This window comes from Pseudomonas sp. IPO3774, from assembly GCF_013386835.1.
GTDB lineage: Bacteria > Pseudomonadota > Gammaproteobacteria > Pseudomonadales > Pseudomonadaceae > Aquipseudomonas.
Window position 1 is genome coordinate 12,895 of the sequence record NZ_JACAQY010000003.1, and the last position, 26,395, is coordinate 39,289.

At 62.1% G+C, this 26,395-nt stretch carries 24 protein-coding genes; 12 read left to right on the top strand and 12 right to left on the bottom strand.

Annotation, left to right across the window (positions count from 1 at the left end):
* Positions 1–41: 41 nt before the first annotated feature.
* The 4 genes from HYE77_RS01165 to HYE77_RS01180 all read right to left on the bottom strand — a co-directional run bounded on the left by HYE77_RS01165 (position 42) and on the right by HYE77_RS01180 (position 5,101).
* Positions 42–2,510, bottom strand: coding sequence for a TonB-dependent siderophore receptor (locus HYE77_RS01165; protein WP_371316560.1), 2,469 nt, complete (start codon positions 2,508–2,510; stop codon positions 42–44).
* A 96-nt stretch (positions 2,511–2,606) separates the two neighbouring features.
* Positions 2,607–3,566 (bottom strand): FecR domain-containing protein, encoded by a 960-nt coding sequence (locus HYE77_RS01170; RefSeq protein WP_177068282.1) that lies wholly within the window; start codon positions 3,564–3,566, stop codon positions 2,607–2,609.
* Positions 3,563–4,093 (bottom strand): sigma-70 family RNA polymerase sigma factor, encoded by a 531-nt coding sequence (locus HYE77_RS01175; RefSeq protein WP_177068283.1) that lies wholly within the window; start codon positions 4,091–4,093, stop codon positions 3,563–3,565. The genes HYE77_RS01170 and HYE77_RS01175 overlap by 4 nt, the downstream gene beginning before the upstream one ends.
* A gap of 96 nt (positions 4,094–4,189) precedes the next feature.
* Positions 4,190–5,101: a LysR family transcriptional regulator gene (locus HYE77_RS01180; protein ID WP_134326410.1), complete on the bottom strand. Its 912-nt coding sequence runs from the start codon at positions 5,099–5,101 to the stop codon at positions 4,190–4,192.
* 110 nt (positions 5,102–5,211) lie between these two features.
* Between HYE77_RS01180 and HYE77_RS01185 the strand changes: the two genes are divergently transcribed.
* Positions 5,212–6,057, top strand: a complete 846-nt coding sequence (locus HYE77_RS01185) for an oxidoreductase (RefSeq protein ID WP_177068284.1) — start codon at positions 5,212–5,214, stop codon at positions 6,055–6,057.
* Positions 6,058–6,128: 71 nt separating this feature from the next.
* Here HYE77_RS01185 and HYE77_RS01190 read toward each other — a convergent pair whose 3' ends face one another.
* The 7 genes from HYE77_RS01190 to gloB form a co-directional block, all read right to left on the bottom strand.
* Positions 6,129–7,733, bottom strand: a complete 1,605-nt coding sequence (locus HYE77_RS01190; RefSeq protein ID WP_003207458.1) for an ABC transporter ATP-binding protein — start codon at positions 7,731–7,733, stop codon at positions 6,129–6,131.
* Between the two features lies 1 nt (position 7,734).
* Positions 7,735–8,754, bottom strand: coding sequence for an ABC transporter permease (locus HYE77_RS01195; protein ID WP_003207460.1), 1,020 nt, complete (start codon positions 8,752–8,754; stop codon positions 7,735–7,737).
* A 1-nt stretch (position 8,755) separates the two neighbouring features.
* Positions 8,756–9,829, bottom strand: a complete 1,074-nt coding sequence (locus HYE77_RS01200) for a microcin C ABC transporter permease YejB (RefSeq protein WP_008435207.1) — start codon at positions 9,827–9,829, stop codon at positions 8,756–8,758.
* 1 nt (position 9,830) lies between these two features.
* Entirely contained in the window at positions 9,831–11,669 is a 1,839-nt protein-coding gene (locus HYE77_RS01205; protein ID WP_134326414.1) for an extracellular solute-binding protein, read from the bottom strand.
* Positions 11,666–13,495 carry an extracellular solute-binding protein gene (locus tag HYE77_RS01210; protein WP_008435204.1) on the bottom strand — a complete coding sequence of 610 codons (1,830 nt, stop codon included), beginning with the start codon at positions 13,493–13,495 and terminating at the stop codon, positions 11,666–11,668. Before HYE77_RS01210 ends, HYE77_RS01205 begins: the two co-directional genes overlap by 4 nt.
* Before the next feature lie 168 nt (positions 13,496–13,663).
* Positions 13,664–15,076, bottom strand: a complete 1,413-nt coding sequence (locus HYE77_RS01215) for a lytic transglycosylase domain-containing protein (protein ID WP_008435202.1) — start codon at positions 15,074–15,076, stop codon at positions 13,664–13,666.
* A gap of 98 nt (positions 15,077–15,174) precedes the next feature.
* Positions 15,175–15,942 (bottom strand): hydroxyacylglutathione hydrolase, encoded by a 768-nt coding sequence (gloB, locus tag HYE77_RS01220; RefSeq protein ID WP_003207471.1) that lies wholly within the window; start codon positions 15,940–15,942, stop codon positions 15,175–15,177.
* A 65-nt stretch (positions 15,943–16,007) separates the two neighbouring features.
* On the opposite strand from gloB, the gene HYE77_RS01225 reads away from it, so the two are divergent.
* The 3 genes from HYE77_RS01225 to dnaQ all read left to right on the top strand — a co-directional run bounded on the left by HYE77_RS01225 (position 16,008) and on the right by dnaQ (position 18,131).
* A complete protein-coding gene (locus HYE77_RS01225; protein ID WP_003207473.1) occupies positions 16,008–16,766 on the top strand; it encodes a class I SAM-dependent methyltransferase in 759 nt (252 codons plus the stop codon).
* 101 nt (positions 16,767–16,867) lie between these two features.
* Positions 16,868–17,320 (top strand): ribonuclease HI, encoded by a 453-nt coding sequence (gene rnhA, locus HYE77_RS01230; RefSeq protein ID WP_003207474.1) that lies wholly within the window; start codon positions 16,868–16,870, stop codon positions 17,318–17,320.
* Positions 17,321–17,390: 70 nt separating this feature from the next.
* Positions 17,391–18,131, top strand: a complete 741-nt coding sequence (dnaQ, locus tag HYE77_RS01235) for a DNA polymerase III subunit epsilon (RefSeq protein ID WP_177068311.1) — start codon at positions 17,391–17,393, stop codon at positions 18,129–18,131.
* A gap of 3 nt (positions 18,132–18,134) precedes the next feature.
* On the opposite strand, the gene HYE77_RS01240 is transcribed toward dnaQ, so the two are convergent.
* On the bottom strand, positions 18,135–18,995 hold the full coding sequence (locus HYE77_RS01240; protein WP_003207477.1) for a LysR substrate-binding domain-containing protein: 861 nt from the start codon (positions 18,993–18,995) through the stop codon (positions 18,135–18,137).
* A gap of 239 nt (positions 18,996–19,234) precedes the next feature.
* Here HYE77_RS01240 and HYE77_RS01245 point away from each other — a divergent pair, with 239 nt between their 5' ends.
* Genes HYE77_RS01245 through HYE77_RS01280 form a run of 8 tightly spaced genes read left to right on the top strand, consistent with a single transcriptional unit; the run spans position 19,235 to position 26,340 of the window.
* The gene (locus HYE77_RS01245; protein ID WP_177068285.1) at positions 19,235–20,071 is read left to right on the top strand and encodes a transporter substrate-binding domain-containing protein; all 837 of its coding nucleotides are present in this window, start codon (positions 19,235–19,237) and stop codon (positions 20,069–20,071) included.
* A 3-nt stretch (positions 20,072–20,074) separates the two neighbouring features.
* Positions 20,075–20,881 carry a transporter substrate-binding domain-containing protein gene (locus HYE77_RS01250; RefSeq protein ID WP_177068286.1) on the top strand — a complete coding sequence of 269 codons (807 nt, stop codon included), beginning with the start codon at positions 20,075–20,077 and terminating at the stop codon, positions 20,879–20,881.
* Complete coding sequence (locus HYE77_RS01255) at positions 20,874–22,295, top strand: FAD-binding oxidoreductase (RefSeq protein ID WP_177068287.1); 1,422 nt, start codon at positions 20,874–20,876, stop codon at positions 22,293–22,295. The genes HYE77_RS01250 and HYE77_RS01255 overlap by 8 nt, the downstream gene beginning before the upstream one ends.
* Positions 22,292–23,503 carry an aminotransferase class I/II-fold pyridoxal phosphate-dependent enzyme gene (locus HYE77_RS01260; RefSeq protein WP_177068288.1) on the top strand — a complete coding sequence of 404 codons (1,212 nt, stop codon included), beginning with the start codon at positions 22,292–22,294 and terminating at the stop codon, positions 23,501–23,503. Before HYE77_RS01255 ends, HYE77_RS01260 begins: the two co-directional genes overlap by 4 nt.
* Positions 23,500–24,234 (top strand): amino acid ABC transporter permease, encoded by a 735-nt coding sequence (locus tag HYE77_RS01265; protein WP_177068289.1) that lies wholly within the window; start codon positions 23,500–23,502, stop codon positions 24,232–24,234. The genes HYE77_RS01260 and HYE77_RS01265 overlap by 4 nt, the downstream gene beginning before the upstream one ends.
* Positions 24,224–24,916 carry an amino acid ABC transporter permease gene (locus HYE77_RS01270; protein ID WP_003207487.1) on the top strand — a complete coding sequence of 231 codons (693 nt, stop codon included), beginning with the start codon at positions 24,224–24,226 and terminating at the stop codon, positions 24,914–24,916. Before HYE77_RS01265 ends, HYE77_RS01270 begins: the two co-directional genes overlap by 11 nt.
* Positions 24,903–25,727 carry an amino acid ABC transporter ATP-binding protein gene (locus HYE77_RS01275; protein ID WP_003207489.1) on the top strand — a complete coding sequence of 275 codons (825 nt, stop codon included), beginning with the start codon at positions 24,903–24,905 and terminating at the stop codon, positions 25,725–25,727. Before HYE77_RS01270 ends, HYE77_RS01275 begins: the two co-directional genes overlap by 14 nt.
* 16 nt (positions 25,728–25,743) lie before the next feature.
* The gene (locus HYE77_RS01280) at positions 25,744–26,340 is read left to right on the top strand and encodes a cysteine dioxygenase (RefSeq protein ID WP_008435185.1); all 597 of its coding nucleotides are present in this window, start codon (positions 25,744–25,746) and stop codon (positions 26,338–26,340) included.
* Positions 26,341–26,395: the final 55 nt, after the last annotated feature.

A 26,395-nucleotide genomic window follows, 5' to 3' on the forward strand; every position in this document is an offset into this window, starting at 1 on the left:
CGACTGCCGTTGCGGGCGCTACGGCAGTCTGGCGTTTGGGCTCAAAAATCCCAGCGGGTCGCCAATTGCAGGCTGCGCGGCTCGCCGTAGAAACCGGTACCGAAGTTGCCCAGGCCGGTGTAGTACTTTTTGTCGAACAGGTTCTTCACGTTCAACGTGGTGCTCAGGTGCTCGTTGAAGCGGTAGCGCGCCATCACGTCCACCAGGAAGTAGCTGTCCTGGGTAATGCGTGAGTTGTGGCCGAAATTCACCGAGTCGTTGGGATCGGGCTGGAACACATTGCCGAAGAACTCGCTCTGCCAATTCACGCCGCCACCCACGGTCAGGTTCTCCAGGGCGCCGGGCAGCCGATAGGTGTTGAACAACCGCACCACTTGCTGGGGCGTGGTGGTTTGCAGCACAGAGCCATAGACGTAATCGCCGTTGGCGTCACGGCTGTGCTGGTAGGTGTAGCCCGCCGAGACGTTCCAGCCGTCCAGCACTTCACCGGCCAGTTCGACTTCAAAGCCCTTGGTGGTAGCGCCGGCAATCGGGCGATATACCGAGTCGGTCTCAAACCCGGAAACGTACTGCGCAACGTTGTCCTGTTCGATGCGGAATGCGGCGAAGCTGGCGTTCAGGCGGCCGTCGAAGAAAGCGGCCTTGAGCCCGGCTTCGTAGGTGTCGCCTTCAATCGGATCGAGCAACTTGCGGTCGGCGTCCTTGCTGTTTTGCGGTTTGTAGATCTTGGTGTAGCTGGTGTACACCGACCAGATGTCATTCAGGTCGTAGACGATACCGGCATAGGGCGTGACGACGCCGGTCTGGCGGTAGGTGAAACGGTTGTCGGCCTTGGTCGGGTCGTAGAAGTCGGTGTTGTCGGTGCCGCTGAAGTTGCTGACGCGGGTACCCAGGATCACCGACAGGTCATCGGTGGGTTTCAAGCGCGTGGCCAGGTACGCGCCGGTCTGGCGTTGCACGATGTCGTTCTGGCCGCTGCGGGGAATGTCAGGCTTCGGGTATTCGCCGCGCCAGTCGTAAATGCTGCCGCCCACGGGCGGGTAGATCGAGCCGTACACCGGCACGTCCTGCTTCGAGCGGGTGGCCATGAAGCCCATGATCAATTCATGCTCGCGCCCGAACAGGCTGAAGGGGCCATTGAGGTTGATGTCCAGGGTGTTTTGCACCTGGTCACCCTTGTATTTGCCCATGAACATGTACATCCCGTCGCCCGTGACCGGGTCCGGGTTGCCGCCGCTGGCGGAGGCGAGCAGGGTATCGTGCTGGCTGCGCTTGCGGTCAAGGCTGACTTTCAGCGACCAGTCGTTCGCGAGCTTTTGTTGCACCGAGGCAAACAGGGTCTGGTTCTGGAAGTCGCGGCGGCTCCAGTCGGCGGCCGGGTTGAAGGACCGCGAGAAGTCGGTGCGTGAACCGTTGCTGAAGTACATCGGGAAGCCGGTCCAGCTGGCGCCACGGGAGCGGGTGTCCTGCTGGTCGATGCCGAAGGTCAGCAGGGTGTCCGGCGTCAGGTCGGCTTCGAGGATGCCGTAGGCAATGTCCTTGGTGTTCTGGTAGTGGTCCAGGTACGACTGACGATCCTGATACACGCCGACGAAGCGCCCGCGCACATTGCCGGAGTCGGTCAGTGGCCCGGAAATATCGCCTTCGGTGCGGTAGTTGTCCCACGAGCCGAAGGTCTGTGTGACGGAAGCCTTGAAGTCCCGGGTGGGCTTTTTGCGAATCAGGTTGACCGTGGCCGAAGGATCGCCGGAGCCGGACATCAGGCCGGCTGAGCCCTTGATGATTTCCAGGCGGTCATACACCGCCATGTCGGTGCTGGTGGTGCCGTAGTCATACACGCCGTCGTAGGTGGAGTTGACCCCGTCGTACTGGAAGTTGGTGATCGGCAGGCCGCGGCTGGAAAACTCCCAGCGTTCGCTGTCGTAATTCTGTACGCTCACGCCCGGTGCACGGCGCAGGGTGTCGGCGATGCTGGTGGAGCCTTGGTCGTCCATTTGTTGGCGGGTGATCACTGTTACCGACTGCGGCGTCTCGCGCATCGACAGCGCCAGGCCGGTGGCCGAAGCCATGGCGCCGGTGGTGTAGGAGTGCGTATCTTCGGTGGTGGCGCCCAGGCCTTCGCCGGAGATGGTGGTGGCGCCCAGTTCCAGGGCGCCGGTGTTGGCCGGGACCAACTCCAGCACGTAGCCGTTGTTGCCCTGGGGCACGGCCTGCAAGCCGCTGCCTTGCAACAGCCGTTGCAAACCGCTGGCCGGGGTGTAGCTGCCGTTGAGGCCCGGGCTGGTTTTGCCGCTGGCCAGGCTGTTGTGGCCGGCGAAAAAGATCCCGGACTGCTCGGCGAAGCTGTTCAGCACGTTGACCAACGAACCCGCGGCGATGGTGTAGTGGCGGGCCGTTTCCTGAGTCGACGGTGACTCGGCGGCTTGCGCGTCGAGCGCGCCCAGGCACAACAAGGTAGCAGTAACGGCCAGCGCCAGCGGGCGCAAAGTGAAGCGAACGGGTTGCGACATGAACATTCCCTTTGGATCAAATCGATCGGCGAATTGAAAGCATCTGCAGGGTTTACCGAACGAGTTTTGGAAAAGGGAACTGACGGCTGAAAGTTTTTATGCGCCTGGGTGTTTGGGCCTGACCGTGACCCACCACGGCATGAGCGTGTCGACCTGAATCGGCAGCGCGGCCTGTAGCAGGCGCAGTGCGTGGTCGCTGTCTTTGAGGGGGAACGAACCCATTACCGGCAATTGCGCCACGGCTGGATCACAACCCAGGTGGCCGGGGCGAAAACGATTGAGTTCGGCGACCAGTTGGCCAAGCGGCAGGTTGTCGGCCAGCAGTACGCCACGGCTCCAGGCCTCACGGGTGGCGGATGCGGGTGAATGGAGATTGAACCCATCGCGGGTGAAGGCCACTTGTTGCCCGGCCTCGATGATTCGTTGTTGCCGGCTGGCGGCGGTGCGCACTTCAACCCTGCCTTCAAACACATTGAGCAAAGTGCTGTCGCCGTCCTGCAACACGCTGAAGCGGGTGCCGAGTGCCCGCAGGCGACCCTGCTCAGTCTCCACCAGAAACGGGCGGTTCGGGTCCTTTGCGGTCTCGATCAGCACTTCGCCGAAACGCAGGTGCAGCAAGCGCTGGACCCGGTCAAAACGTACATCCAGGGCGCTCAAGGCGTTCAGCCACAGGCGGCTGCCATCGTCCAGCAGCGCTTCGCGGGTTTCACCGCCGGCGGTTGCGTAATCCGCACTCCAGGCTCCCACCAACCGGGGCAGGGCGGTGTTGCGCCAGGTGCCCCAGGCCAGCGTTGAACCGGCACACAGCACCAGCAGGGTCTTGAGCGTCTGGCGCCGAGAGCTGCGCAACGCACGGCTGGCGCTGTGGGATTGCTCGGCCAACGGCGCAAAGCGTTGGCTGACCCGCTCTACATAACCCCAGGCGGCCTGGTGTTCCGGACTTTGCCCGAGCCATGCCTGCCAGTGCTGGGCAGCCTCTGGCTGATCCTGCAGGCGTACGTACCATTGGGCCGCTTGCTCAAGGCTGGCATGGCTGAGCTTTCCGGGGCTGTTCACTCCACGAGCATCCCGTCCAGTTCGGCTTCCAGCACCGCACAATGCAGCAGCGCCTGGGCCAGGTATTTTTTCACCATCCGTTCGCCTACCCCGAGCTGTTCGCCGATCTGCTTGTAGGGCGTACCGTGCAACTGCGCCAGCAGGAACGCTTCGCGCACCTTGTGGGGCAGCCGCGCGAGCATGGCGTCCACTTCGTACAGGGTTTCGACAATGATTGCCCGCTGCTCCGTCGACGGTTGCAGGGCTTGCGGCCGGTCCGCGAGGCTTTGCAGCCACGCTTGTTCCAGTTGGCGCCGACGCCAGTGATCAATGCACAACCCCCGGGCGATGGTGGCCAGGTAGGAGCGCTCCCGCGTCTCATCGGCGCCGGCCGGCGGGCGCTTGAGTACCCGGATGAAGGTGTCATGGGCCAGGTCCGCCGCATCCCAGCGATTGCTCAGGCGCCGGCGCAGCAGCCCCAGCAGCCAGGAATGGTGATTGCCGTAGAGGTCGCTGAACGAGGTGGACGGGGTCGACACAGTATCCATGTGGCGCAGAAGCCTTGGCGTAAATAAGAATTGGTCGCGATTAAACCAAAGGGCCGGGCACTGCGCAAATGATATTGGTTTGCTTTTGCGGCGTTGTCAGCGCCCACGCTTTTCGGCAATCCATGCGGTGGCCAGGTCGATAAAGGCCCGCAGTTTCGGTTGGCTCTGGGTTCGGGCGGGGAAATACAGGTACAGCCCGCTGCTTGGCGGTACGAAAGATTGCAGCACGGGCTCCAGTGCGCCTGAAGCCAGGTCCTCCATGACCTCGAAATCACTCACGTACGCCAGGCCCTGGCCGGCCCGCGCGGCGGCGATCATCAGGTTGCGGTCATTGACGATCAACCCGCCTTGAACGCCGACCGTAAATTCCCGGCCCGCCCGCTCGAATTCCCAGCGGTGTGCCATGCCCGAGGTCAGGAAGCGATAACCGATGGTTTGATGGGTCGTGAGCGCTTCCGGCGTTGTCGGCTTGCCGGCCTTGGCAAAGTAGGCGGGAGAGCCCACCACCGACCAGTTCAGGTCCGGGGTCAGGCGCACGGCAACCATGTCTTTGTCGATGGATTCCCCCAGGCGAATACCGGCGTCGAAGCCCTCGGTCACCAGGTCCACCGTGGCATCGTCGAGGGAAATATCCAGCACCACATCGGGGAAGGCCTCGCGAAAACGCGGGATCAACGGCTCGATCAGCAACTTGCCCGACAACCTTGGCACCGTCAGCCGCAGGGTGCCCATGGGCCGGTCGCGGTAGCCACTGAGGGCCGCCAGCGCTTCGTCAATCTCCCCGGCGGCGGGGCGCAGGCGGCTGTAAAGCGTCATGCCGGCCTCGGTCAGCGCTACCCGGCGCGTGGTGCGCTGGAACAGCACCACACCCGTGCGCTTCTCCAGGGTCTTCACCGCATGGCTGACCGCCGTCGGTGTTACGCCGAGGCGTGCAGCGGCCTGGGTGAAGCTCTTCAGTTCGGCCACGGCGAGAAATTCGGTCAAGCCATTGAAGGGATCAAGGTTCATCGGTCAGCCATTATGAAATTCTGTTTCAGAGTGCTTGTAGCACGAGACGGTTTTTCAGGCTAATGCCTCAGCGTACCTTGGCTCCACATTCACTCCATCAGGTACGGATCATGACAACGGCACATTCCTTCAAGCGTGTTTGGCTGGTAACCGGGGCTTCCCGGGGCATCGGCGCGAAAATCGTCGCGGCAGCTCTGGCCCACGGTGATGCGGTGGTGGCGACGGCCCGCAACGCCCATACCGTTACCGAACGCTTCGGTGAGCAACCCGGGCTGCTGGCGGTGCAACTGGACGTGACCGACGAATCCCAGGCTGCCGACGTTGCCCGTGCCGCCATTGAGCACTTCGGGCGCATTGATGTGTTGGTCAACAATGCCGGTTTTGGCCTGCTGGGCGCGGTGGAGGAGGCGTCTGCCGATGAGGTTCGCCGCTTGTATGAAACCAACGTGTTCGGGCTGCTCAATGTCACTCGCGGTGTATTGCCGTTCATGCGCCAGGCGCGCAGCGGGCACGTGATCAATATTTCGTCGGTGGGCGGCTTCCGTTCGGGTGCGGGGTTCGGCACGTACTGCTCGACCAAGTTTGCCGTTGAAGGGTTGAGCGAGGCGCTGCACGCAGAGCTGGCACCCTTGGGCGTCAAGGTGACGGTGGTGGAGCCGGGTTATTTCCGTACCGACTTCCTGGATGGCAACTCCCTGGTGGAGTCGCCCTTGATCATCGACGACTACGCCGCCACGTCCGGCGAGGTGCGCAAGCTGGCCAAGGTCTACAACCAGCAGCAACCGGGTAACCCGGAGCTGCTGGCAGTGGCCATGATCAAGCTGGTGGAAGCGCTGCATCCGCCGATGCGCCTGGCCCTGGGCACCGACACGTTGCAGGCGATTGAGGACAAGCTGGCCTACGTCAAGGAAGAGACCGCTGCCTGGCGTGAATTGTCGGCCTCAACCGATTTCTAACACCCAATGGCGTAGCAGCTGTCGAGCCGCCGCTTCGCTGGGGCTCGACAGCTGCTACGGTGGTTCTACTGCTAGGGGCCGGGCACCAAAAACGCCGCCTCCAGCAGCTGCCGGGTGTAGGCATGCTGGGGGTTGGCGAAGATCGCGGGTGCATCTCCCTGTTCAACCGCCTGCCCGTGTTTTACCACCATCAGTTGGTGACTCAAGGCCTTGACCACCGCCAGGTCGTGGCTGATGAACAGGTAGGTCAGGTTGTACTTGGCCTGCAGGTTGCGCAGCAGTTCCACCACCTGGCGCTGCACGGTACGGTCGAGGGCCGAGGTCGGCTCATCCAGCAAAATCAGCCGGGGCTTGAGCACCAGTGCGCGGGCAATAGCGATGCGCTGGCGTTGGCCGCCGGAGAATTCGTGGGGGTAGCGATTGCGGGTTTCCGGGTCCAGGCCCACTTCCTTCAGCGCGGCGATAATCGCCGCTTCCTGCTCGGCGGCAGTGCCCATCTTGTGAATACGCAGGCCTTCGCCGACGATCTCGCTCACGCACATGCGCGGGCTCAGGCTGCCAAACGGATCCTGGAACACCACCTGCATTTCCCGGCGCAGCGGGCGCACTTGTTGCTGGCTGAGCTTGTCCATCTGATGGCCTTCGAAGCGAATGCCGCCCTTGCTCGCAATCAGCCGCAAAATTGCCAGGCCCAGGGTGGATTTGCCCGAGCCGCTTTCACCAACGATGCCCAGCGTCTGGCCCTGGGGCAGGCTGAAGTTGATGCCATCCACCGCCTTGACGTAATCGACGGTATTGCGCAGGAAGCCTTTCTTGATCGGGAACCAGACCTTCAGGTCATCGACTTCCAGCAACGGTGGGCCGACTTCATTGGTGGCGGGGCCGCCGCTGGGTTCCGCTGCCAGCAGCTCCTGGGTGTAAGGGTGCTGCGGCGCCTGGAACAGGCTTTCGCATTCGGCCTGCTCGACGATGCAGCCTTTTTGCATCACGCATACCCGGTGGGCGATGCGCCTTACCAGGTTCAAGTCGTGGCTGATCAACAGCAACGCCATGCCCAGGCGCGCCTGCAATTCCTTGAGCAGCTCCAGGATCTTCAGCTGCACGGTGACGTCGAGTGCCGTGGTCGGTTCGTCCGCAATCAGCAACTCCGGCTCATTGGCCAGGGCCATCGCAATCATCACCCGCTGGCGCTGGCCGCCGGACAGCTCGTGGGGCAGGGCCTTGAGGCGTTTATGGGGCTCGGGGATGCCCACCAGTTCCAGCAGCTCCAGGGTGCGTTTGGTGGCCACCTTGCCGGTAAGCCCCTTGTGCAGGCCGAGCACTTCGTTGATCTGCTTCTCGATGGAGTGCAGCGGGTTCAGCGAAGTCATCGGCTCCTGGAAAATCATCGCAATCCGGTTGCCGCGGATATGCCGGATAGTCTTTTCTTTCAGGGTCAGCAAATCGTGGTTGGCGTACTGGATCGTCCCCGACGGGTGACGCGCCAGGGGGTAGGGCAGCAGGCGCAAAATCGAGTGCGCCGTGACCGACTTGCCCGAGCCGCTTTCGCCCACCAGTGCCAGGGTTTCGCCGCGCTTGATATCGAAGCTGACGTTGTTCACCACCCGCTGGTGGCTGTTGCCTACGACGAACTCGACGGAGAGGTCGCGGACTTCGATCAGATTGTCCTGATTCATCTCATTTCCTCGGGTCGAAGGCATCGCGAGCGGACTCGCCGATAAACACCAGCAGACTCAACATGATCGCCAGCACGGCAAACGCACTCATGCCCAGCCACGGCGCCTGCAGGTTGGATTTGCCCTGGGCCACCAGTTCACCCAGGGACGGCGAGCCGGCCGGCAGGCCAAAACCCAGGAAGTCCAGCGCGGTGAGGGTGCCGATCGCCCCGGTCAGGATGAACGGCATGAAGGTCATGGTGGAGACCATGGCGTTGGGCAGGATATGGCGGAACATGATCGCGCCGTTCTGCATTCCCAGCGCCCGGGCCGCCCGCACATATTCCAGGTTACGCCCGCGCAGGAACTCGGCGCGCACCACGTCCACCAGGCTCATCCAGGAAAACAGCAGCATGATCCCCAGCAGCCACCAGAAGTTGGGTTGCACGAAGCTGGCGAGGATGATCAACAGGTACAGCACCGGCAAGCCGGACCAGATTTCCAGGAAACGCTGGCCGGCCAGGTCGACCCAACCACCATAGAAGCCCTGCAACGCGCCGGCGATCACGCCGATGATCGAGCTGAGCACGGTGAGCGTCAGGGCAAACAGCACGGAAATCCTGAAGCCGTAGATCACCCGCGCCAGCACATCGCGGCCCTGGTCATCGGTGCCCAGCAGGTTGTCCCGTGACGGCGGGGCGGGGGCCGGAACTTTCAGGTCGTAGTTGATGCTCTGGTAGCTGTACGGAATCGGCGCCCACAAGGTCCAGGCATTCTTGGCCTTGAGCAGCTCCTGGATATACGGGCTCTTGTAGTTGGCTTCCAGCGGGAATTCGCCGCCGAAGGTGGTCTCGGGGTAGCGCTTGAGCGCCGGGAAATACCAGTCGCCGTCGTAGTGCACCGCCAGCGGCTTGTCGTTGGCGATCAGCTCGGCGCCCAGGCTCAGGCCGAACAGGATCAAAAACAGCCACAGCGACCACCAGCCACGCTTGTTGGCCTTGAAACGCTCGAACCGGCGACGATTGAGGGGGGATAGATTCATCTCAATGCTCCCGGCTGGCGAAGTCGATGCGCGGATCGACCAGGGTGTAGGTGAGGTCGCCGATCAGCTTCACCACCAATCCCAGCAGGGTGAAGATAAACAGGGTGCCGAACACCACCGGGTAGTCGCGGTTGATCGCCGCTTCAAAGCTCATCAGGCCCAGGCCGTCGAGGGAGAAGATCACTTCCACCAGCAACGAGCCGGTGAAGAAGATGCCGATAAAGGCCGACGGGAAGCCGGCAATCACCAGCAGCATCGCGTTGCGAAACACATGGCCGTACAGCACGCGGTGGTTGGTCAGGCCCTTGGCCTTGGCGGTGACCACGTACTGCTTGTTGATCTCGTCGAGGAAGCTGTTTTTGGTGAGCAGGGTCATGGTGGCGAAGTTGCCGATCACCAGGGCGGTCACCGGCAGGGCAAGGTGCCAGAAGTAATCGAGGACCTTGCCGCCCCAGCTCAATTCATCAAAGTTGTTGGACGTGAGCCCGCGTAACGGAAACCAGTCGAAGTAACTGCCGCCGGCGAACACCACGATCAGCAGGATCGCAAACAGGAACGCCGGGATCGCGTAGCCGACGATGATCGCCGAGCTGGTCCACACGTCGAAGTGGCTGCCGTGCCGCGTAGCCTTGGCGATCCCCAGGGGGATCGACACCAGGTACATGATCAGGGTGCTCCATAATCCGAGGGAGATGGACACCGGCATCTTTTCCTTGATCAGGTCGATGACCTTCGCATCGCGAAAGAAGCTGTCGCCAAAATCCAGCCGGGCGTAGTTCTTGACCATGATCCACAAGCGTTCCGGCGCCGACTTGTCAAAGCCGTACATCTTCTCGATTTCCTTCACCAGCGCCGGGTCCAGGCCCTGGGCGCCGCGGTAGCTGGAACCGGCCACCGAGACTTCGGCACCGCCCCCGGCAATCCGGCTGGTGGCGCCTTCAAAGCCTTCGAGCTTGGCGATCATCTGCTCCACCGGGCCACCCGGGGCGGCCTGGATGATCACAAAGTTGATCAGCAAAATGCCGAACAGGGTCGGGATGATCAGCAGCAGTCGACGAAAAATATAGGCCAGCATCTCAGTCGCCCCCGCTCGCCGGATCGGCGCTCTGGTTGGTGTCCACGGTTATCGCAGGTTTCACGTCGGGTTTGCTCCACCAGGTGGCGGTGCCGACGTCATACCGTGGCGAGACCTTCGGATGGCCGAGGTGGTCCCAATACGCCACGCGGAAGGTCTTGATGTGCCAGTTGGGGATCACGTAGTAGCCGAACTGCAGCACGCGGTCCAGGGCCTTGGCGTGGGCCACCAGGCTCTTGCGCGAGTCGGAGTCGATGAGTTCTTCCACCAACTGGTCGATGGCCGGGTCTTTCAGGCCGATGTAGTTGCGGCTGCCGGGCTTGTCGGCGCTGGATGACTTCCAGTACTCGCGCTGCTCGTTACCGGGCGATGAGGATTGCGGGAAGCTGCCCACCACCATGTCGAAGTCCCGGGAACGGATGCGGTTGATGTACTGCGAGATGTCGACCCGGCGAATCACCAGGTCGATCCCCAGGTCTGCCAGGTTACGCTTGAACGGCAACAGGATGCGTTCGAACTCGGTCTGTGCCAGCAGGAACTCGATGGTCACTGGCTTGCCGGTGGTGTCGACCATCTTGTCGTCGACGATCTTCCAGCCGGCCTCTTGCAGCAGTTGATAGGCCTCGCGCTGCTGGGTGCGGATCATGCCGCTGGCATCGGTCTTCGACGGCTCGAAGGCTTCGGTAAACACCTGGGGCGGGATCTTGTCCCGCAGCGGTTCAAGAATCGCCAGCTCATCCGGGCCGGGCAGGCCGGTGGCGGCCATCTCGGAGTTTTCGAAATAGCTGCGGCTGCGGGTGTAGGCGCCGTTGAACAGTTGCTTGTTGCTCCATTCAAAGTCCAGCAACAGGCTGATGGCCTTGCGCACTCGCACGTCCTGGAACATCGGCTTGCGGGTGTTGAACACGAAGCCCTGCATGCCGGTGGGGTTGCCGTTGGGAATTTCTTCCTTGATCAGGCGGCCCTGGGTGACGGCGGGGGTGTTGTAGGCATTGGCCCAGTTTTTCGCGCTGATTTCCAGCCAGTAATCGAACTGCCCGGCCTTGAGGGCTTCGAGGGCCACGGTGTTGTCGCGGTAGTAATCGGTGACCCGGTTATCGAAGTTGTAGAAGCCCTTGTTGATCGGCAGGTCCTTGGCCCAGTAGTCCTTGACCCGCTCATAGCGGATCGAGCGCCCGGCCTTGACCTCGGCCACCTTGTACGGGCCGCTGCCCAGTGGAATCTCCAGGTTGCCCTTGGAGAAGTCGCGGCCCTCCCAGTAATGCTTGGGCAACACTGTCAGTTGCCCAAGGATCAGCGGCAGTTCGCGGTTGTTGGTGCGCTTGAACTTGAACAACACCCGCAGCGGGTCTTCGGCGATCACTTCGTCGACATCGGCGTAGTAGGTCTTGAAGATCGGCGAGCCGTCCTTCATCAGTGTCTGGAAGCTGAACACCACGTCTTCGGCACGGATCGGGTGGCCGTCGTGGAAGCGCGCTTCGGGGCGGATGTAGAAGCGCACCCAGCTGTTGTCCGGGGCCTTTTCGATCTTGCCGGCCACCAGCCCGTATTCGGTGATGGGTTCGTCCAGGCTTTGCTGGGCGAGGGTGTCGTAGATCAGGCCGATATCATCTGCCGGCACGCCCTTGCTGATGAATGGGTTGAGGCTGTCGAAGCTGCCCATGCTGGATACGCGGAAGGTACCACCCTTGGGGGCATCCGGATTTACGTAGTCGACGTGTTTGAAATCGGCGGGGTACTTGGGCGGTTCGTTGTAGAGGGTCAGGGCATGTTGCGGGGCCGCATTGGCCGCGGCGCAAAACAGCAGGCTGCCAAGGATCGCAGTACGCAAAGGTATCATTGGGCTTTCTCCGAAGCTTTCAGCCACCATGCGCTCAGGCCCAGGCTGTAGGGCGGCGTGGTGACGAAGGCGAACCGGTTGCGGTACGCCAGGCGATGATAGTTGAGGTACCAGTTGGGAATACTGTAGTGCTGCCACAGCAGGACGCGGTCCAGCGCCCGGCCGGCGGCCAACTGTTCTTCACGGGTTTGCGCCGCCAGCAGTTGGTCCAGCAGGTGGTCGACCACCGGGTTGGCGATGCCTGCGTAATTCTTGCTGCCCTTGATCCCCGCCTGGCTGGAGTGGAAATACTGCCACTGCTCAAGGCCGGGGCTGAGGGTCTGGTTGAGGGTCATCAGAATCATGTCGAAGTCGAACTGATCGAGGCGTTGTTTGTACTGTGCGCGGTCTACCGTGCGCAAGCGGGCATCGACGCCGATGCTTGTCAGATTCTCGACATAGGGCTGCAGGATGCGCTCCAGGTTCGGGTTCACCAGCAGAATCTCCAGCCTCAGCGGCTGCCCGTCACTGTTGAGCAAGCGTTGCCCGGACAGCTTCCAGCCGGCGTCCGCCAACAATGCGAGGGCGCGGCGCATCGTGTCGCGAGGAATGCCGCGACCGTCGGTCTGGGGCAGGCTGAAGGGCTGGGTAAACAGGTTGGCCGGCAGTTGGTCGCGATAGGGCGACAGCATCAGCCACTCATGGCCGGTCGGCACGCCGGTGGCGGAGAATTCGCTGTTGGGGTAATAGCTGAGGCTGCGTTTATAGGCGCCGCTGAACAGGGTGCGGTTGGTCCACTCGAAATCGAACATCAGCCCCAAGGCTTCGCGGACCTTGGCCTGGCTGAAGGCCGGGCGCCGGCTGTTCATGAACAGGCCCTGGCTCTGGGTCGGTATCTGGTGGGCGATCTGCGCCTTGATCACATCGCCGCGGTTGACCGCCGGGAAGTTGTAGCCGTTGGCCCAGTTCTTCGCCTGGTGCTCGATATAGATATCGAACTCGCCGGCCTTGAACGCTTCGAAGGCCACGTCGCTGTCGCGGTAGAACTCCACCTCGACCTTGTCGTAGTTATACAAACCACGGTTGACCGCCAGGTCCTTGCCCCAGTAATCCTTGACCCGCTCGAACACCAGTTGTCGCCCGGGGCTGACCTTGCTGATGCGGTAAGGCCCACTGCCCAGCGGCGGCTCGAAGGTGGTGGCCTTGAAATCGCGGTTTTTCCAGTAATGCTGGGGCAATACCGGTAGCTCGCCCAGGCGCAGGATCAGCAACGGGTTGCCGGCGCGCTTGAACACAAAACGAATGCGATGCCGGTTAAGAATGTCGACCCGGGCCACTTCCTGCAGGTTGGTGCGGTACTGCGGGTGGCCTTCGGTCAGCAGCGTGCGATAGGAAAACGCCACGTCGTAGGCGGTGATCGGCTTGCCATCGTGAAACCGCGCTTCAGGGCGCAGGTTGAACACTACCCAGCTGCGGTCCTCGCTGTATTCCACCGATTGGGCAATCAGGCCGTAGCTGGAAGTCGGCTCATCGCCAGAGGGGGCGTACTGGCCGGTGCCTACCATCAGCGGCTCATTGAGCTCGTTGACGCCATATTGCAGGAAATTGGCGGTGGAAACCGGGCTGGAACCCTTGAAGGTATAAGGGTTGAGGGTGTCGAAAGTGCCAAACGCCATGACCCGCAAGGTGCCGCCCTTGGGCGCTGCGGGGTTTACCCAGTCGAAGTGGGTGAATTTGGCCGGGTACTTGAGCGTGCCGAACTGCGCATAACCGTGGCTCTCGGTGATGGTCGCGTTCGCGGAAAAGCTCAAGGCCAGACTTATTAGTAGAAGGAGGGGACGCTTCAAGTCAGGGATCCGATCCAGGCGGCTTGGGCTTTATGAACCGTACAGTAACAGCTTGTTCCGATTGGAAAAAGGCTGGCGCCGCAGGAGGGAGACTACAGGCTTGGATGGGGGTTGGCAGGGTGAAGAACAAAGGGGGAGCTGTTGCCAGTTCCCCCTCGTGTTTGCTGCTTAGCGCGGCCCGGAAACCACCAGCATCTGCCCAGGTTTCAGGGCCTGGCCAGTGCGTGGGTTCCAGCGCTTGAGATGTTGCATCTCGACGTTGAAGCGCTTGGCGACGATGTACAGCGAATCGCCTTTCTTGACCTTGTATTGCACCGGCTTCTTGCTGTCGGCCTTGGCCACCAGCTTGCGGGTGTCCTGCATCACCAGGGTCTGGCCGACCTTGAGCGCCTGCCCGTTGAGCTTGTTCCAGCGCTGCAGGTCATGTACATCGACCTTGTTGGCCTTGGCGATCAGCGTCAGGTTGTCGCCGCTGCGCACCTTGTAGTTGCGGGTGCGACCGGCAATGGCCTTGTGCTCAACGTCGTCGAACACCGGCTTTTTCGGGCGCATGCTCAGCAATTCTTCGGGCTTCATCGCCGAAAGGCTGCTGGCCAGCAACTGCGCCTTGGACGTCGGCACCAGCAAATGCTGCGGGCCGTCCAGGGTGGTGCGCTGTTTCAAGGCCGGGTTGAGCTGGAACAGCTCGTCTTCGTCGATCTCGGCCAGCGCGGCGACCCGTGACAGGTCCATGCTGGTCTTGATTTCTACCACTTCGAAGTACGGCGTGTTGGCGATCGGGTTCAGGTTGACGCCATACGCCTCGGGGGCCAGCACCACCTGGGACAGCGCCAGGAACTTGGGCACGTAGTCCTTGGTTTCCTGGGGCAGTGGCAGGTTCCAGTAGTCCGTCGGCAAACCGAGCTTCTCGTTACGCTCGATGGCCCGGCTGACCGTGCCCTCACCGGCGTTGTAAGCCGCCAGGGCCAGCAACCAGTCGCCGTTGAACATGTCATGCAGGCGAGTCAGGTAGTCGAGGGCGGCGGTGGTGGAGGCGGTGATGTCGCGGCGGCCGTCGTAGGCGCGGGTCTGGCGCAGGTTGAAATAGCGCCCGGTGGCGGGAACGAACTGCCACAGGCCGACCGCATCGCTGCGGGAATAGGCCATTGGGTTGTAGGCACTTTCAATCACTGGCAGCAGCGCCAGCTCCAGGGGCATGTTGCGTTCTTCAAGGCGTTCGACGATGTAATGAATATAGAGGCTGCCGCGTTCGCCGGCGTTCTCGAGGAAGGATGGGTTGCTGGCAAACCACAATCGTTGCTGTTCAATGCGCGGGTTGACGCCTAACCCGTCCTGCAATTGAAAGCCCCGGCGCATGCGTTCCCAGACATCCTGGGGCACTTCCGGGCTTGGCTTCTCTGATAGCCAAAGGGGTTTTTGCTTGATCTTGGCGGTAAGGTTTGGCTTGGGTTGCACGGTGGATTGTGCGGCAAAATGGGTCGATTGGCAGCCCGCCAGAGTAGCGGACACAGCCACCGCCACGGCTTGAGCCAGGCGGGTCAATGCGTCTGAATGGTTGGTTTTACGAATAGATGACGACATTGGCTGGAAGTAAGTTCCGGGCAAAAATGTCGGGCGATTCTAGAAAGCGCGTGGGTTGCGGTCAACCATTCAGAAATTACGTACTAAATTCCGCGCGCTTAGAACGTATCTTTCCACGACCTCAAGCTAGCAAACACCTCACTCCCGGCCCGGTTATCGCGGCCATTCCGTTCGTCCGCTTTTTCTTTAACGGATGTTTCAGAGGTCCGCAGAAAAGGGTTGGTGCGTTTTTCCAGGGCCAAAGTCGAAGGCAATGTTATCTGGCCGTTCGCCCGCAGTTGCCGCACGTTCTCCACCCGTTCGGCGATATCCGCGTTATGCGGTTCCACGGCCTGGGCGAATTTCAGGTTACTTTGTGTGTATTCGTGGGTGCAGTACACCAGCGTGTTGGCCGGCAAGGCCGCCAGGCGCTCCAGCGAGGTGTGCATTTGCTGCGGGGTGCCTTCGAACAGGCGGCCACAACCGGCGGCGAAGAGGGTGTCGCCACAGAACAGCACGCCCTCGTGATAAAAGGCGATGTGCCCCAGCGTGTGGCCGGGTACGGCAAACACCTCGAAGTCCCAACCCAGCACGTTGATGCGGTCGTTATCCTGGAGTGCCACGTCCCGCGCCGGGATCTTTTCATTTGCCGGGCCGTAGACCGTGGCGCCTGAAACACTTTTAAGTTGCTCGACGCCGCCTACATGATCATGGTGATGGTGAGTCACCAGGATGTCGCTGAGGGTCCACTCGGGATGCTGCTGGAGCCAGGCCAGCACGGGCGCGGCATCACCGGGATCGACCACCGCGCAGCGCTTGTTCGGCTGATCCTGTAACAACCAGATGTAGTTATCGGTGAAGGCGGGCAGGGCACTGATCTGTATCATTCTTTGATTCGCCAAGCTGAACACATTGGTGCATCTTAGAGCTTCTTGGCGCGTTGGAGAATGCAATGACTGATAAAGCGTTCGCCCAGGCCGATCCCGAGTGGCTGGCACTGATCAGTGCCGCCCGTGAATGGCTGTCCGGGCCTGTCGGGCAATTTTTACTGGATGAAGAACGGCGCATGCTCGAAGACGAGCTGGGTCGGTTCTTTGGTGGTTACCTGGTGCATTACGGGCCGTCGGCACAAACCCCGCCGTCGGCACCCCAGGTGCAACGCAATGTGCGCCTGGGGGCGCCGCTGCCGGGGGTTGAAATCGTCTGCGAGGAGCAGGCCTGGCCGTTGAGCGAGCATGCGGCCGATGTGGTGGTGATGCAGCATGGCCTGGATTTCTGCCTGTCGCCCCACGGTTTGCTGCGCGAAGCGGCCAGCAGCGTGCGCCCTGGTGGCCATTTGCTGATCATTGGCATCAACCCCTGGAGCAGTTGGGGCTTGCGCCATGTGTTCGCCCATGACGGGCTGCGCCAGGCGCGCTGCATCTCGCCGTCGCGAGTCGGCGACTGGTTGAACCTGCTGGGCTTTGCGCTGGAGAAACGCCGCTTCGGGTGCTATCGTCCGCCGCTTGCGTCTGCCAAGTGGCAAGGCCGGCTGGCCGGCTGGGAACGCAGGGCCGGTGCCTGGCAATTGTCCGGCGGGGGGTTCTACCTGTTGGTGGCGCGCAAGATCGTCGTTGGCCTGCGCCCGGTGCGCCAGGTGCGTCGCGAGCCGATGGGCAAGCTGGTGCCGATGCCGATGGCCAAGGTCAATCGCAAGCAGAGCGAACAGTAAACATACCTTTTTGATTTCAGGTCGAGCCTCTCGACCTCGGGCACTTGTCGGTCGATTATCGGCAACCCGCTTTGATGGATCCCGCTTTAATGGACAGTGAAATGACCGATACCGTAGAACTCTTCACCGATGGCGCCTGCAAGGGCAACCCCGGCCCCGGCGGATGGGGCGCCTTGCTGGTGTGCAAGGGCGTGGAGAAGGAACTGTGGGGCGGCGAAGCCAACACTACCAACAACCGTATGGAACTGATGGGCGCGATCCGTGGCCTGGAAGAGCTCAAGCGCCGTTGCGACGTATTGCTGGTGACCGACTCCCAGTACGTGATGAAGGGCATCAACGAGTGGATGGTCAACTGGAAGAAGCGCGGCTGGAAGACTGCGGCCAAGGAGCCGGTGAAAAACGCCGACCTGTGGCAATTGCTCGATGAGCAATGCAATCGCCACAACATCACCTGGAAATGGGTGCGCGGGCACATCGGCCATCCCGGCAACGAGCGGGCCGACCAACTGGCCAACCGCGGTGTGGATGAAGTGCGCGGCTACAAACAGAGCTGATGCCGTCTGACGTGTTAAGATCCCGCCCCTTGAAATGTACCAAACCGTTGAGAGCTGAACCCTGATGGCCATCCGATCTGTTGTACTCGATACCGAAACCACCGGCATGCCGGTGACCGACGGCCACCGGATCATTGAAATCGGCTGTGTCGAACTGATGGGCCGCCGCCTCACCGGCCGGCACTTCCACGTCTACCTGCAACCGGATCGGGAAAGTGACGAAGGCGCCATCGGCGTCCACGGCATCACCAACGAATTCCTGGTGGGCAAGCCACGGTTTGCCGAAGTGGCGGATGAGTTCTTTGAGTTCATCAACGGCGCGCAACTGATCATCCATAACGCGGCGTTCGACGTTGGCTTCATCAACAACGAATTCGCGCTGATGGGGCAGACCGACCGGGCTGATATTACCCGGCACTGCTCGATCCTCGACACCTTGATGATGGCGCGTGAGCGTCACCCGGGCCAGCGCAACAGCCTCGACGCATTGTGCAAACGCTATGGCGTCGACAACTCCGGCCGTGAACTCCACGGCGCGTTGCTCGACTCCGAGATTCTCGCCGACGTCTACCTGACCATGACCGGTGGCCAGACCAGCCTGTCCCTGGCCGGTAATGCCTCGGACGGCAATGGTTCGGCGGAAGGCTCGGGCAATCGTCCTTCGGAAATCCGCCGCCTGCCAGCGGATCGCCGGCCCACTACGATCATTCGTGCCAGCGAGCAGGACATGGCCGAGCATGCAGCGCGCCTCGAGGCGATCGCCAAGTCTGCCGGCGCACCCGCGCTATGGACCCAATTGACCCAGCAATAACCGTCACCCCAGCGCCAGCCCCTGGCTGGCCCTGATTAGGTCATATGCCTTGCGCGCAATCGGGTTCGCCGTGTTCGGACGGATCCACAGGTAGTACGTGACCTCCGGCATCCTCGGCAATCCATCGTTTTCTCCCAATACCCGCATATCCGGCCCGAGCATCTCCATGCTTCGTGGGGTCACGCCGAGCCCTGCGCGGGTTGCCGCCTTGATCCCGATCAGGTTCGATGCCAGGTACGCCTGGCGCCACGGGATATTCGCCCGTTCCAGCGCCTCAAGGGCGTAGCGCCGATAAATGCTCGGCTCATCCACCAGAATCAATGGCAGCGGCTCGCTTGGCGAGTGAATGTATTGCGCCGAACAAATCCACCACACCGGCGAGGTCCGCAGCGCAAAGCCCTCCAGGTTGGCATCGGCGCGGGTGGAAATCACCATGTCGACCTTGCCCCGATGCAGGTCATCCATCAGGAACGGGCTGCGCCCGACGTCGATCTCCAGGCGCAGGCGCGGTGCCGAGCGGGCGATGTGGCTGAGGATCGGCGGCAGGATGGTGTCGGCGATGTCGTGGGGCGAGCCGATGCGCAGTACGCCGCTGAGGCTGCTTTCCCGCAGGGAATTGAGTGCATCGTCATTCAGCGAGAGCATCTGCCGCGCATGCCGCAACAGCTGCATCCCGGGTTCTGTCAGTTGTTTTTGCCGGCCACGTTTTTCAAACAGGCTGACGCCCACTTGTTGTTCCAGGCGCTGCATATGCTGGGTGACGGAAGATTGTGTGCGTGCCAGGTGAGTGCCGGCTTCGGCAAAGCTGTGGTGGTCGACCACGGCGATAAAGGTGCGGAGCAGTTCAAGATCGAGGGTCGACATGGCCATTCCAGGGCGTTTTTATATCAAGGGTGCGAAGATAAACATTACAGATGTTTATGTTTTGTCGCGCCGGGTTTTTACGAGGGCTAATGAATTCGAGTATATGGCCAAAAGTCAGCGCGTCCATATACGGGAAGTTATAACGATATTAGATATTTGAATTTCCGTTAGCCCGGCACTCTCCCTAGCATGCCCCCACATCAGGTCGGGGTACGCCGATCGCTAATGAGGGGAGTTCCATGGGGTTTGTGCGCGCGGCGGTAAAACGAAGGTTGCCTGTGGTCCTGGGCGCGTTGATCGCCCTGGGCGGCAGTGCAGTGGCTCAGGCCGATGCGACCCTGGACAAGATCCAGCAGCGCCATGTGCTGGTGGTCGGCGTGCTGCTGTCTGGCGGGCCGTTTGGCGGCATCGACCCCACCACCCAGAAGCCCAGGGGCTTGAACGTCGACCTGGCCAACGAGCTGGGTCGTCAGTTGGGCGCCGAGGTGCAGCTGGTGCCGGTATTGCCGGCCAACCGTGTGCAGTTCCTGCAACAGGGCAAGGTCGACCTGCTGATCGCCAATATGGAATGGACCGCCGAGCGTGGCGAGATCCTCGGGTTCGTGCCGACGCCGTTCTACAAGATCGGCGGCACTGCTGCCGTACTCAAGGACAGCAAGATCACCCGCTGGGAAGATCTCAAGGACCAGCCGGTGTGCACCTCCCAGGGCAGCAGCTACGTCAAGCCGCTGACCGAACTGGGCGCGCAGATCAAGGCCTTCAAGAGCTCTTCGGAATCCCTGCTGGCCCTGCGCGGCAACAACTGCGTCGCTGCGGTGCATGACTCCACCCTGGTCAACCCGCTGATCAACGACAGCGCCGAATGGAAGGATTACCGCACCCTCAGTCCCGAGCTGAACCCTGCGCCATCGGTGATCTGGACCCGCCGTGGCGAGAACGACACCCAGGCCAAACTCGACCCCATCGTCAAGGACCTGCACCGCAGCGGCTGGCTGATCGAAGCCCAGACCCGCAACCACATCACCCCGGCGTCCCCGGCGCTGGTGGAGTTGCAGAAACAGTTCAAGGGCGCCTGACACATGACATTGAGAACCCTGACTGCCTTGGGCCTGGCACTGTGCGCCAGCCTGGCCCACGCCGACGCCACCCTCGACAAGATCCAGCAACGCCACGCCATCAGCGTCGGCGTGATCCTCAGCGGTCCGCCGTTTGGCACCATCGACCCCAAGACCGGCGAACACCTGGGCTACAACGTCGAACTGGCCAAGGGCCTGGGCCAGGCGCTGGGTGTGGAGACCAGGACCGTTTCGGTACTGGCGCCCAACCGCGTGCAGTTCCTGCAACAGGGCAAGGTCGATGTGTTGATCGCCAACATGCAGTACACCGACGAACGCGCCGAGATTCTCGACTACGTGCCCACGCCCTATGAAGAAGTCGGCGGCGCGGCGTTGATCCGCAAAGGCGCCGGCATCACCCAGTGGGCCGACCTCAAGGACAAGCCGGTGTGCGTGTCCCAGGGCAGCAACTTCATCAAGCCGTTGCAGGAAATCTACGGCGCGCAGATCAAGGCGTTCCGCAGCCAGTCCGAATCCCTGCTGTCGTTGCGCGGCAATGGCTGTGTGGCGGCGGTGCACGTCAGCCCGACCATGCACGCGCTGCTCGGCGATGCCGAATGGTCCGGCTACGAGATCCCGTTGCCGGGGGATTTGATCCCGTCCAAATCCGTGATCTGGATCCGTAAAGGCGAACACGACACCCAGGCCAGGCTCGACGCCATCGTGCGCGACTGGCATCGCAGCGGCTGGTTGATCGCCCTCGGCGAACGTACCGGCATGGCTCCGTCCCAAGCCCTGCGTGATCTGCACGAGCAGTACAGCCATGAGTGAAGCGCTATTCGCCACCCTGCAACAACTGCTCGGCGCCGCCCATGTGCAGCGCAGCGAAGACGCCGCCCAGTACCTGACCGACAAACAGGGCCGCTATACCGGCCAGGTGATCGCCGTGGTGCACCCGGCCAACACCGAGGAAGTGGCCGCCGTGGTGCGTGCGTGTGTCGCCCTGGAAGCGCCCATCGTGGTCCAGGGCGGCAACACCGGCCTGATGGCGGGTGCCACACCGGATGCCAGCGGCCGCGCGGTATTGTTGCTGCTCGACCGCATGAACCGGGTGCGCGTGATCGATACCGACAACGACACCCTGACCGTCGAAGCCGGCTGCATCCTGCAAAACATCCAGGACGTGGCCCGTGAAGCCGATCGCCTGTTTCCATTGAGTCTGGGCGCCGAAGGCAGTTGCACCATCGGCGGCAACCTTGGCACCAATGCAGGCGGCACGGCCGTGCTGCGTTATGGCAACACCCGCGAGTTGACCCTGGGCCTGGAAGTGGTGACCGCCGAAGGCGAAATCTGGAATGGCCTGCGAGGGTTGCGCAAGGACAACACCGGCTACGACCTGCGGGATTTGTACGTGGGCAGCGAAGGTACCCTCGGGATTATCACCGCCGCGACCCTGAAGCTATTCCCGCTGCCCAAGGCCCAGGCGACAGCGCTGCTGGCGTTTGACGAGTTGGCCCAGGCGGTGGCGTTCCTGTCCCATGCCCGCGCCGGTTTTGGTGCAAACCTCACGGCATTCGAATTGCTCAGCGCCGATTGCCTGGCGTTGTTGCGCGAGCAATTTCCCGAGGGCCCGCAACCGTTTCTCAACGCCAGCCAACCCTGGTTTGCCTTGCTGGAGCTGTCGGATAACCACGGTGAAACCCACGCCCGCGAAGCCTTCGAAACGGTCCTCGGTGAAGCCTTCGAACAGTCACTGCTGGCTGACGCACTGATCGCCGAAAGCCTGGCGCAAAGCGAAGCGCTATGGCTGCTGCGGGAGAACATGAGCGAAGCGCAGAAGCGTGCCGGACGCAATATGAAACACGATATCTCGGTGCCCATTTCGCAAATCGTCGCCTTCGTCGCCCATACCGATGCGCTGTTGCAGACGCATTTCCCCGGTGTTCGCAACTTCACGTTCGGGCACCTGGGGGACGGCAACCTGCATTACAACGTGGCCCATCCGCTGGATTCAACGGTCGACGAGCACATGCGCAACTACGCCGAATTGAGCTTGCTGGTACATGACAGCGCCCATGCCCATGGCGGCTCCATCAGCGCCGAACACGGGATTGGCCAGCGCAAGGTCGGCCTGCTGGGCCGCTACAAAAGCCCGGTGGAACTGGACCTGATGCGCCGCATCAAGCGGGCCCTCGACCCGAAAAACCTGCTCAATCCCGGCAAAGTCATTGAGGTGCAGCCATGACCGTTCGCTTGTCCAAGCGGGTGCAGCGCGTGTCGCTGTCGGCCAATGCGGCGGCCAAATCCCGCGCCACGGAACTGCGTGACGCCGGCCGCGACATCCTGGACCTGACCACCGGCGAGCCGGATTTCGATACCCCGGAGCACATCAAGCAAGCCGCCTGCGCAGCCATTGCTGCGGGCGCCACCAAGTACACGCCGACACCCGGGGTAAAAGCCTTGCGCGTGGCCGTGCAGCGAAAACTGGCCGAAGAAAACCACCTGGACTATTCGCTGCCGAATATCGTGATCGCCAACGGCGCGAAACAAATCATCTTCAACGCCTTCGCCGCAACCCTCGACGACGGCGATCAAGTGCTGGTGCCGACGCCTTACTGGCCGTCGTTCCCCGACAGTGTGCGCTTCAACGGTGGCGAGCCGGTTTTTATCGAGTGCGGGCTGGAGCAGGGCTGCAAACTGCTGCCCGCCCAGCTGGAGCAGCACATCAATCAATGCACCCGCTGGCTGATCCTTAACGGCCCGGGCAACCCGAGCGGTGCGGTGTATAGCGAGGCTGAACTGCACGCGCTGGCCGAGGTGCTGCGTCGCCATCCCCAGGTGCTGGTGCTGCTGGATGAACTCTACGAACACATCCGCTTCGACGGTCGCCCGGCCCAGAGCCTGCTGAACGTCGCGCCGGATTTGCAGGACCGTTGCCTGCTGGTGGGCGGCGTGTCCAAGACCTACGCCATGACCGGCTGGCGCATCGGTTTCGGCGCCGGGCCGCAGGCCTTGACCCATGCAATGGCGGTTGTTCAGTCGCAATCCACCTCCGGTGCTTCCTCCGTGGGCCAGGCCGCTGCATTGGCTGCATTCACCGGCGGGCTGGGCTTTTTGGCCGAGCAGGTAGCGGCCTATCAACTGCGCCGGGACCTGTTGATGATGGCCCTCGGCACCGTCGAGGGCCTGGAAGTACTCGAACCCCAGGGCGGCTTTTTCGTGTTCGTGCGTTGCGCCGGGTTGCTTGGCCGCTATCGCCCGGACGGTCAGCGCCTGGACGATGATGGCGATGTCGTCGCGTACTTGCTGGAGGAGGGCGTCGCCGGAGTAGCGGGCAGTGCCTACGGCCTGTCGCCGTGGTTTCGCCTGTCCATCGCCACGGCGACCGACAGCGTGGCCGAGGCCGGCCGCCGTATCGCTGTCGCCTGCGGCAAGCTGCGGGGCGTCGAATGAGTCATTGGCTGGAGCTTTTTGTGCACTGGGCCGCCGGTATCGGCCTCAACTACAGCTTCCTGCTGGATGCCTATCAGCGCGGCACCCTGGAGCAGGGCGCGCTGACCACGGTGCTGTTGTGCCTGTTCACCATCGTCGGCAGCCTGCTGGCCGGGATCAGCCTGGCAGCGCTGCTGACTTCCGGCAACCCGTGGCTGGTCAAACCGGCGCGGGTGTTTATCGAAGTCACCCGCAACACGCCGACCCTGGTGCAGCTGTACTGCGCATTCCTGGTGTTGAACATGCTGCTGACCCAGGCCGTCGGCGCGGCCAACCCGCTGACGCCGTTTGCCTGGGTGGTGATCGTGATTTCGCTGCACAAGGGCGCGTTCCACGCCGAAGCCCTGCGCGCCGGCATCGAGGCGGTGCCCGCCGTGACCCTGGAAGCCGCCAGCTCCCTGGCGTTCAGCAGTCGGCAATTGCTGTGGAATGTGCAGTTGCCGTTGGCCCTGCGCTTCGCGCTGCCGTCGCTGATCAACAACCTGATCGACCTGGTGAAAATGACCGCCGTGGCCTCGGCCATCGCCGTGGGCGACATCACTTACGCCTCGATCATGATCTGGACCCAGAGCGATAACGTGCTGGAGCTGATGATTCTGATCCTGAGCTTTTTCGGCTTGCTGAGTTTTACCGTCAATTGTGTGGGGCGCTGGCTGGAAGCGCGCCTGAGGATGCCCGGCTATGGCCATTGATTCATTCCCGGTGCTGTCGGCGTTGCTGCAATGGTCGCCGGCGCTGGTGACTGGTTTCGGCCAGAACATCCTGATCAGCCTGGTGGCGATTGGTCTTGGTTCGCTGCTGGGGCTGATGGTGGGCGCGTTGGCCCTGTCACCCCTGCGCCTGCTGCGGTTGCCCGCGCGGATCTGGGTGCAGGTTTTCCGCAATGCACCGTGGCTGGTGCTGATCTATTTCACCACCTACGTGTTCCCGTTCGAGATCCATATCGGCAGCAGCTACGTGTCGTTCCCGGACTGGGTCAAGGTGACGATTGGCCTGGCATTGCCGGCCAGCGCCAACGTGGCGGAGATCTTTCGCGGCGCCATCGGCTCGATCCCCAGCACCCAATGGGAAGCGGCGCGCTCACTGGCATTCACCCGCGGCCAGATATTCAGCTCGATCATCCTGCCCCAGTGCTTCAAGCGCATGTTGCCGCCGTGGATGAACCTCTACGCGGTGGTCACCATGGGCACCGCCCTGGCATCGCTGGTGGGCGTGCACGACGTGATCGATACCGCACAGATCGCCAGCAACACTGTGAACATGACCGGCTTTACCGTGGTGATCTACCTCAGCCTGTTGGTCCTGTTCTTCGCCTACTGCTACCCGATTTCCCGTTTGACCCAACGCCTGGAGCGCCGTTATGCCTTCTATTGAACCCCTGGTCAGCCTGCGGGATTTGCAGCTGTCGTTCGGTGACAACCGGGTGCTCAAGGGCATCGACCTCGACGTGCATCGCGGCCAGGCGGTGTCGATCATCGGCCCGTCGGGCTCGGGCAAGTCGACCATCCTGCGTTGCATCACCGGCCTGTTGCAGCCTCAGCGCGGCACCATTCGCGTGGGCGAAACCCGGGTCGATACGCTGACCCAGGAAGCCCAGCGCATCGAGTTGCGCAAGCGTGTGGGTTTTGTATTCCAGCAATACAACCTGTTCCCGCATTTGTCCGTGCTGGAAAACCTGGTGATCGCCCCGCGCAAGGTGCTCGGTCGCAACCGTGCCGATGCCGAGAAAGATGCCCGGGCGCTGTTGGCCAAGGTGCGCATGGAGCACAAGGCCGATGCCTATCCGGGCCAATTGTCCGGCGGCCAACAGCAGCGGGTGGCGATTGCCCGGGCGTTGGCGATGCGCCCCGAGCTGATCCTGTTCGATGAAGTGACCTCGGCCCTGGACCCGGAAACCGTCGGTGAAGTACTGACGGTGATTCGCGAGCTGACCGAAGAAGGCATGACCTGCGTGCTGGTGACCCACGAAATGCGCTTTGCCGAAGAGATCAGCGACATCGTCTATTTCACCGAAAACGGCGTGATCGTCGAGCACGGCAGCGCCGAGCAGATCTTCCAGCGCCCCACCAGTGAACGGACCCAGGAGTTCCTGCGCCATGCCTTGGGCGATCCCGGCCGTCGGCCACCGATCGCCAATGATCCGTACCTGTTGACCAACCTGAGCCGCTACACCCTGTCCGTCTAACAAGAGGAACCTCGTCATGAGTACCGCAAACCGTGCCGCCGTTATCGAAGACTTCCTGCAGCAGATCCGCGTCATCAACCAGCGTGGCGTAGACCGCGCGGCCCTGGTGGAAATCGTCGGGCTGCTGGAAACCCTGGCCGAGCGCCGGGACCTGTTCAACTTCAGCGAATTCCCCGCGCCGGTGCCTGGCCAGGGCAGTACCGCGTTCCGCTATCGCCTGAACGACGACGGCGACACGCCCACCCTGTACCTGAACTCGTTGCTGCCGGGCAAAAGCACCCTCCCGCACAACCACGAAACCTGGGCGATCATCAGTGCCGTTGAAGGCCAGGAAATCAACTACGTGTATGGCCGCAACGATGAAGGGCGTGAGGAAGGCTTCACCACCCTGACCCTTGAGAAAGAAGTCGTCGTGCAGCCGGGCACCTCTATCTCGTTCCTCGGTGAAGACCTGCACGGGATTCGCGTTGAGGGTGAGCAGGCGACCTTGCATTTCCACCTGTACGGCTTGCCGCTGGAATCCCTCAATGGCCGTTACGGCGTTGAAGCAGACGGCCGGATCCTCAACTACAACGCCTCGCAGATGGCGCCTTCAATCCGGGCCTATTCCTGAGCACAACACACATCAAATGTGGGAGCGGGCTTGCTCGCGAATGGGGTGTGTCAGC

Coding starts and splice junctions, on each gene's coding strand:
- rnhA (WP_003207474.1), top strand. CDS start 16,868: ATGACCGATACCGTAGAACTCTTCACCGATGGCGCCTGCAAGGGCAAC.
- HYE77_RS01250 (WP_177068286.1), top strand. CDS start 20,075: ATGACATTGAGAACCCTGACTGCCTTGGGCCTGGCACTGTGCGCCAGC.
- HYE77_RS01260 (WP_177068288.1), top strand. CDS start 22,292: ATGACCGTTCGCTTGTCCAAGCGGGTGCAGCGCGTGTCGCTGTCGGCC.
- HYE77_RS01225 (WP_003207473.1), top strand. CDS start 16,008: ATGACTGATAAAGCGTTCGCCCAGGCCGATCCCGAGTGGCTGGCACTG.
- HYE77_RS01185 (WP_177068284.1), top strand. CDS start 5,212: ATGACAACGGCACATTCCTTCAAGCGTGTTTGGCTGGTAACCGGGGCT.
- HYE77_RS01190 (WP_003207458.1), bottom strand. CDS start 7,733: ATGAATCAGGACAATCTGATCGAAGTCCGCGACCTCTCCGTCGAGTTC.
- HYE77_RS01180 (WP_134326410.1), bottom strand. CDS start 5,101: ATGAACCTTGATCCCTTCAATGGCTTGACCGAATTTCTCGCCGTGGCC.
- gloB (WP_003207471.1), bottom strand. CDS start 15,942: ATGATACAGATCAGTGCCCTGCCCGCCTTCACCGATAACTACATCTGG.
- HYE77_RS01200 (WP_008435207.1), bottom strand. CDS start 9,829: ATGCTGGCCTATATTTTTCGTCGACTGCTGCTGATCATCCCGACCCTG.
- HYE77_RS01165 (WP_371316560.1), bottom strand. CDS start 2,510: ATGTCGCAACCCGTTCGCTTCACTTTGCGCCCGCTGGCGCTGGCCGTT.
- HYE77_RS01205 (WP_134326414.1), bottom strand. CDS start 11,669: ATGATACCTTTGCGTACTGCGATCCTTGGCAGCCTGCTGTTTTGCGCC.
- HYE77_RS01265 (WP_177068289.1), top strand. CDS start 23,500: ATGAGTCATTGGCTGGAGCTTTTTGTGCACTGGGCCGCCGGTATCGGC.
- HYE77_RS01215 (WP_008435202.1), bottom strand. CDS start 15,076: ATGTCGTCATCTATTCGTAAAACCAACCATTCAGACGCATTGACCCGC.
- HYE77_RS01255 (WP_177068287.1), top strand. CDS start 20,874: ATGAGTGAAGCGCTATTCGCCACCCTGCAACAACTGCTCGGCGCCGCC.
- HYE77_RS01275 (WP_003207489.1), top strand. CDS start 24,903: ATGCCTTCTATTGAACCCCTGGTCAGCCTGCGGGATTTGCAGCTGTCG.
- HYE77_RS01240 (WP_003207477.1), bottom strand. CDS start 18,995: ATGTCGACCCTCGATCTTGAACTGCTCCGCACCTTTATCGCCGTGGTC.
- HYE77_RS01280 (WP_008435185.1), top strand. CDS start 25,744: ATGAGTACCGCAAACCGTGCCGCCGTTATCGAAGACTTCCTGCAGCAG.
- HYE77_RS01270 (WP_003207487.1), top strand. CDS start 24,224: ATGGCCATTGATTCATTCCCGGTGCTGTCGGCGTTGCTGCAATGGTCG.
- HYE77_RS01245 (WP_177068285.1), top strand. CDS start 19,235: ATGGGGTTTGTGCGCGCGGCGGTAAAACGAAGGTTGCCTGTGGTCCTG.
- HYE77_RS01195 (WP_003207460.1), bottom strand. CDS start 8,754: ATGAATCTATCCCCCCTCAATCGTCGCCGGTTCGAGCGTTTCAAGGCC.
- HYE77_RS01175 (WP_177068283.1), bottom strand. CDS start 4,093: ATGGATACTGTGTCGACCCCGTCCACCTCGTTCAGCGACCTCTACGGC.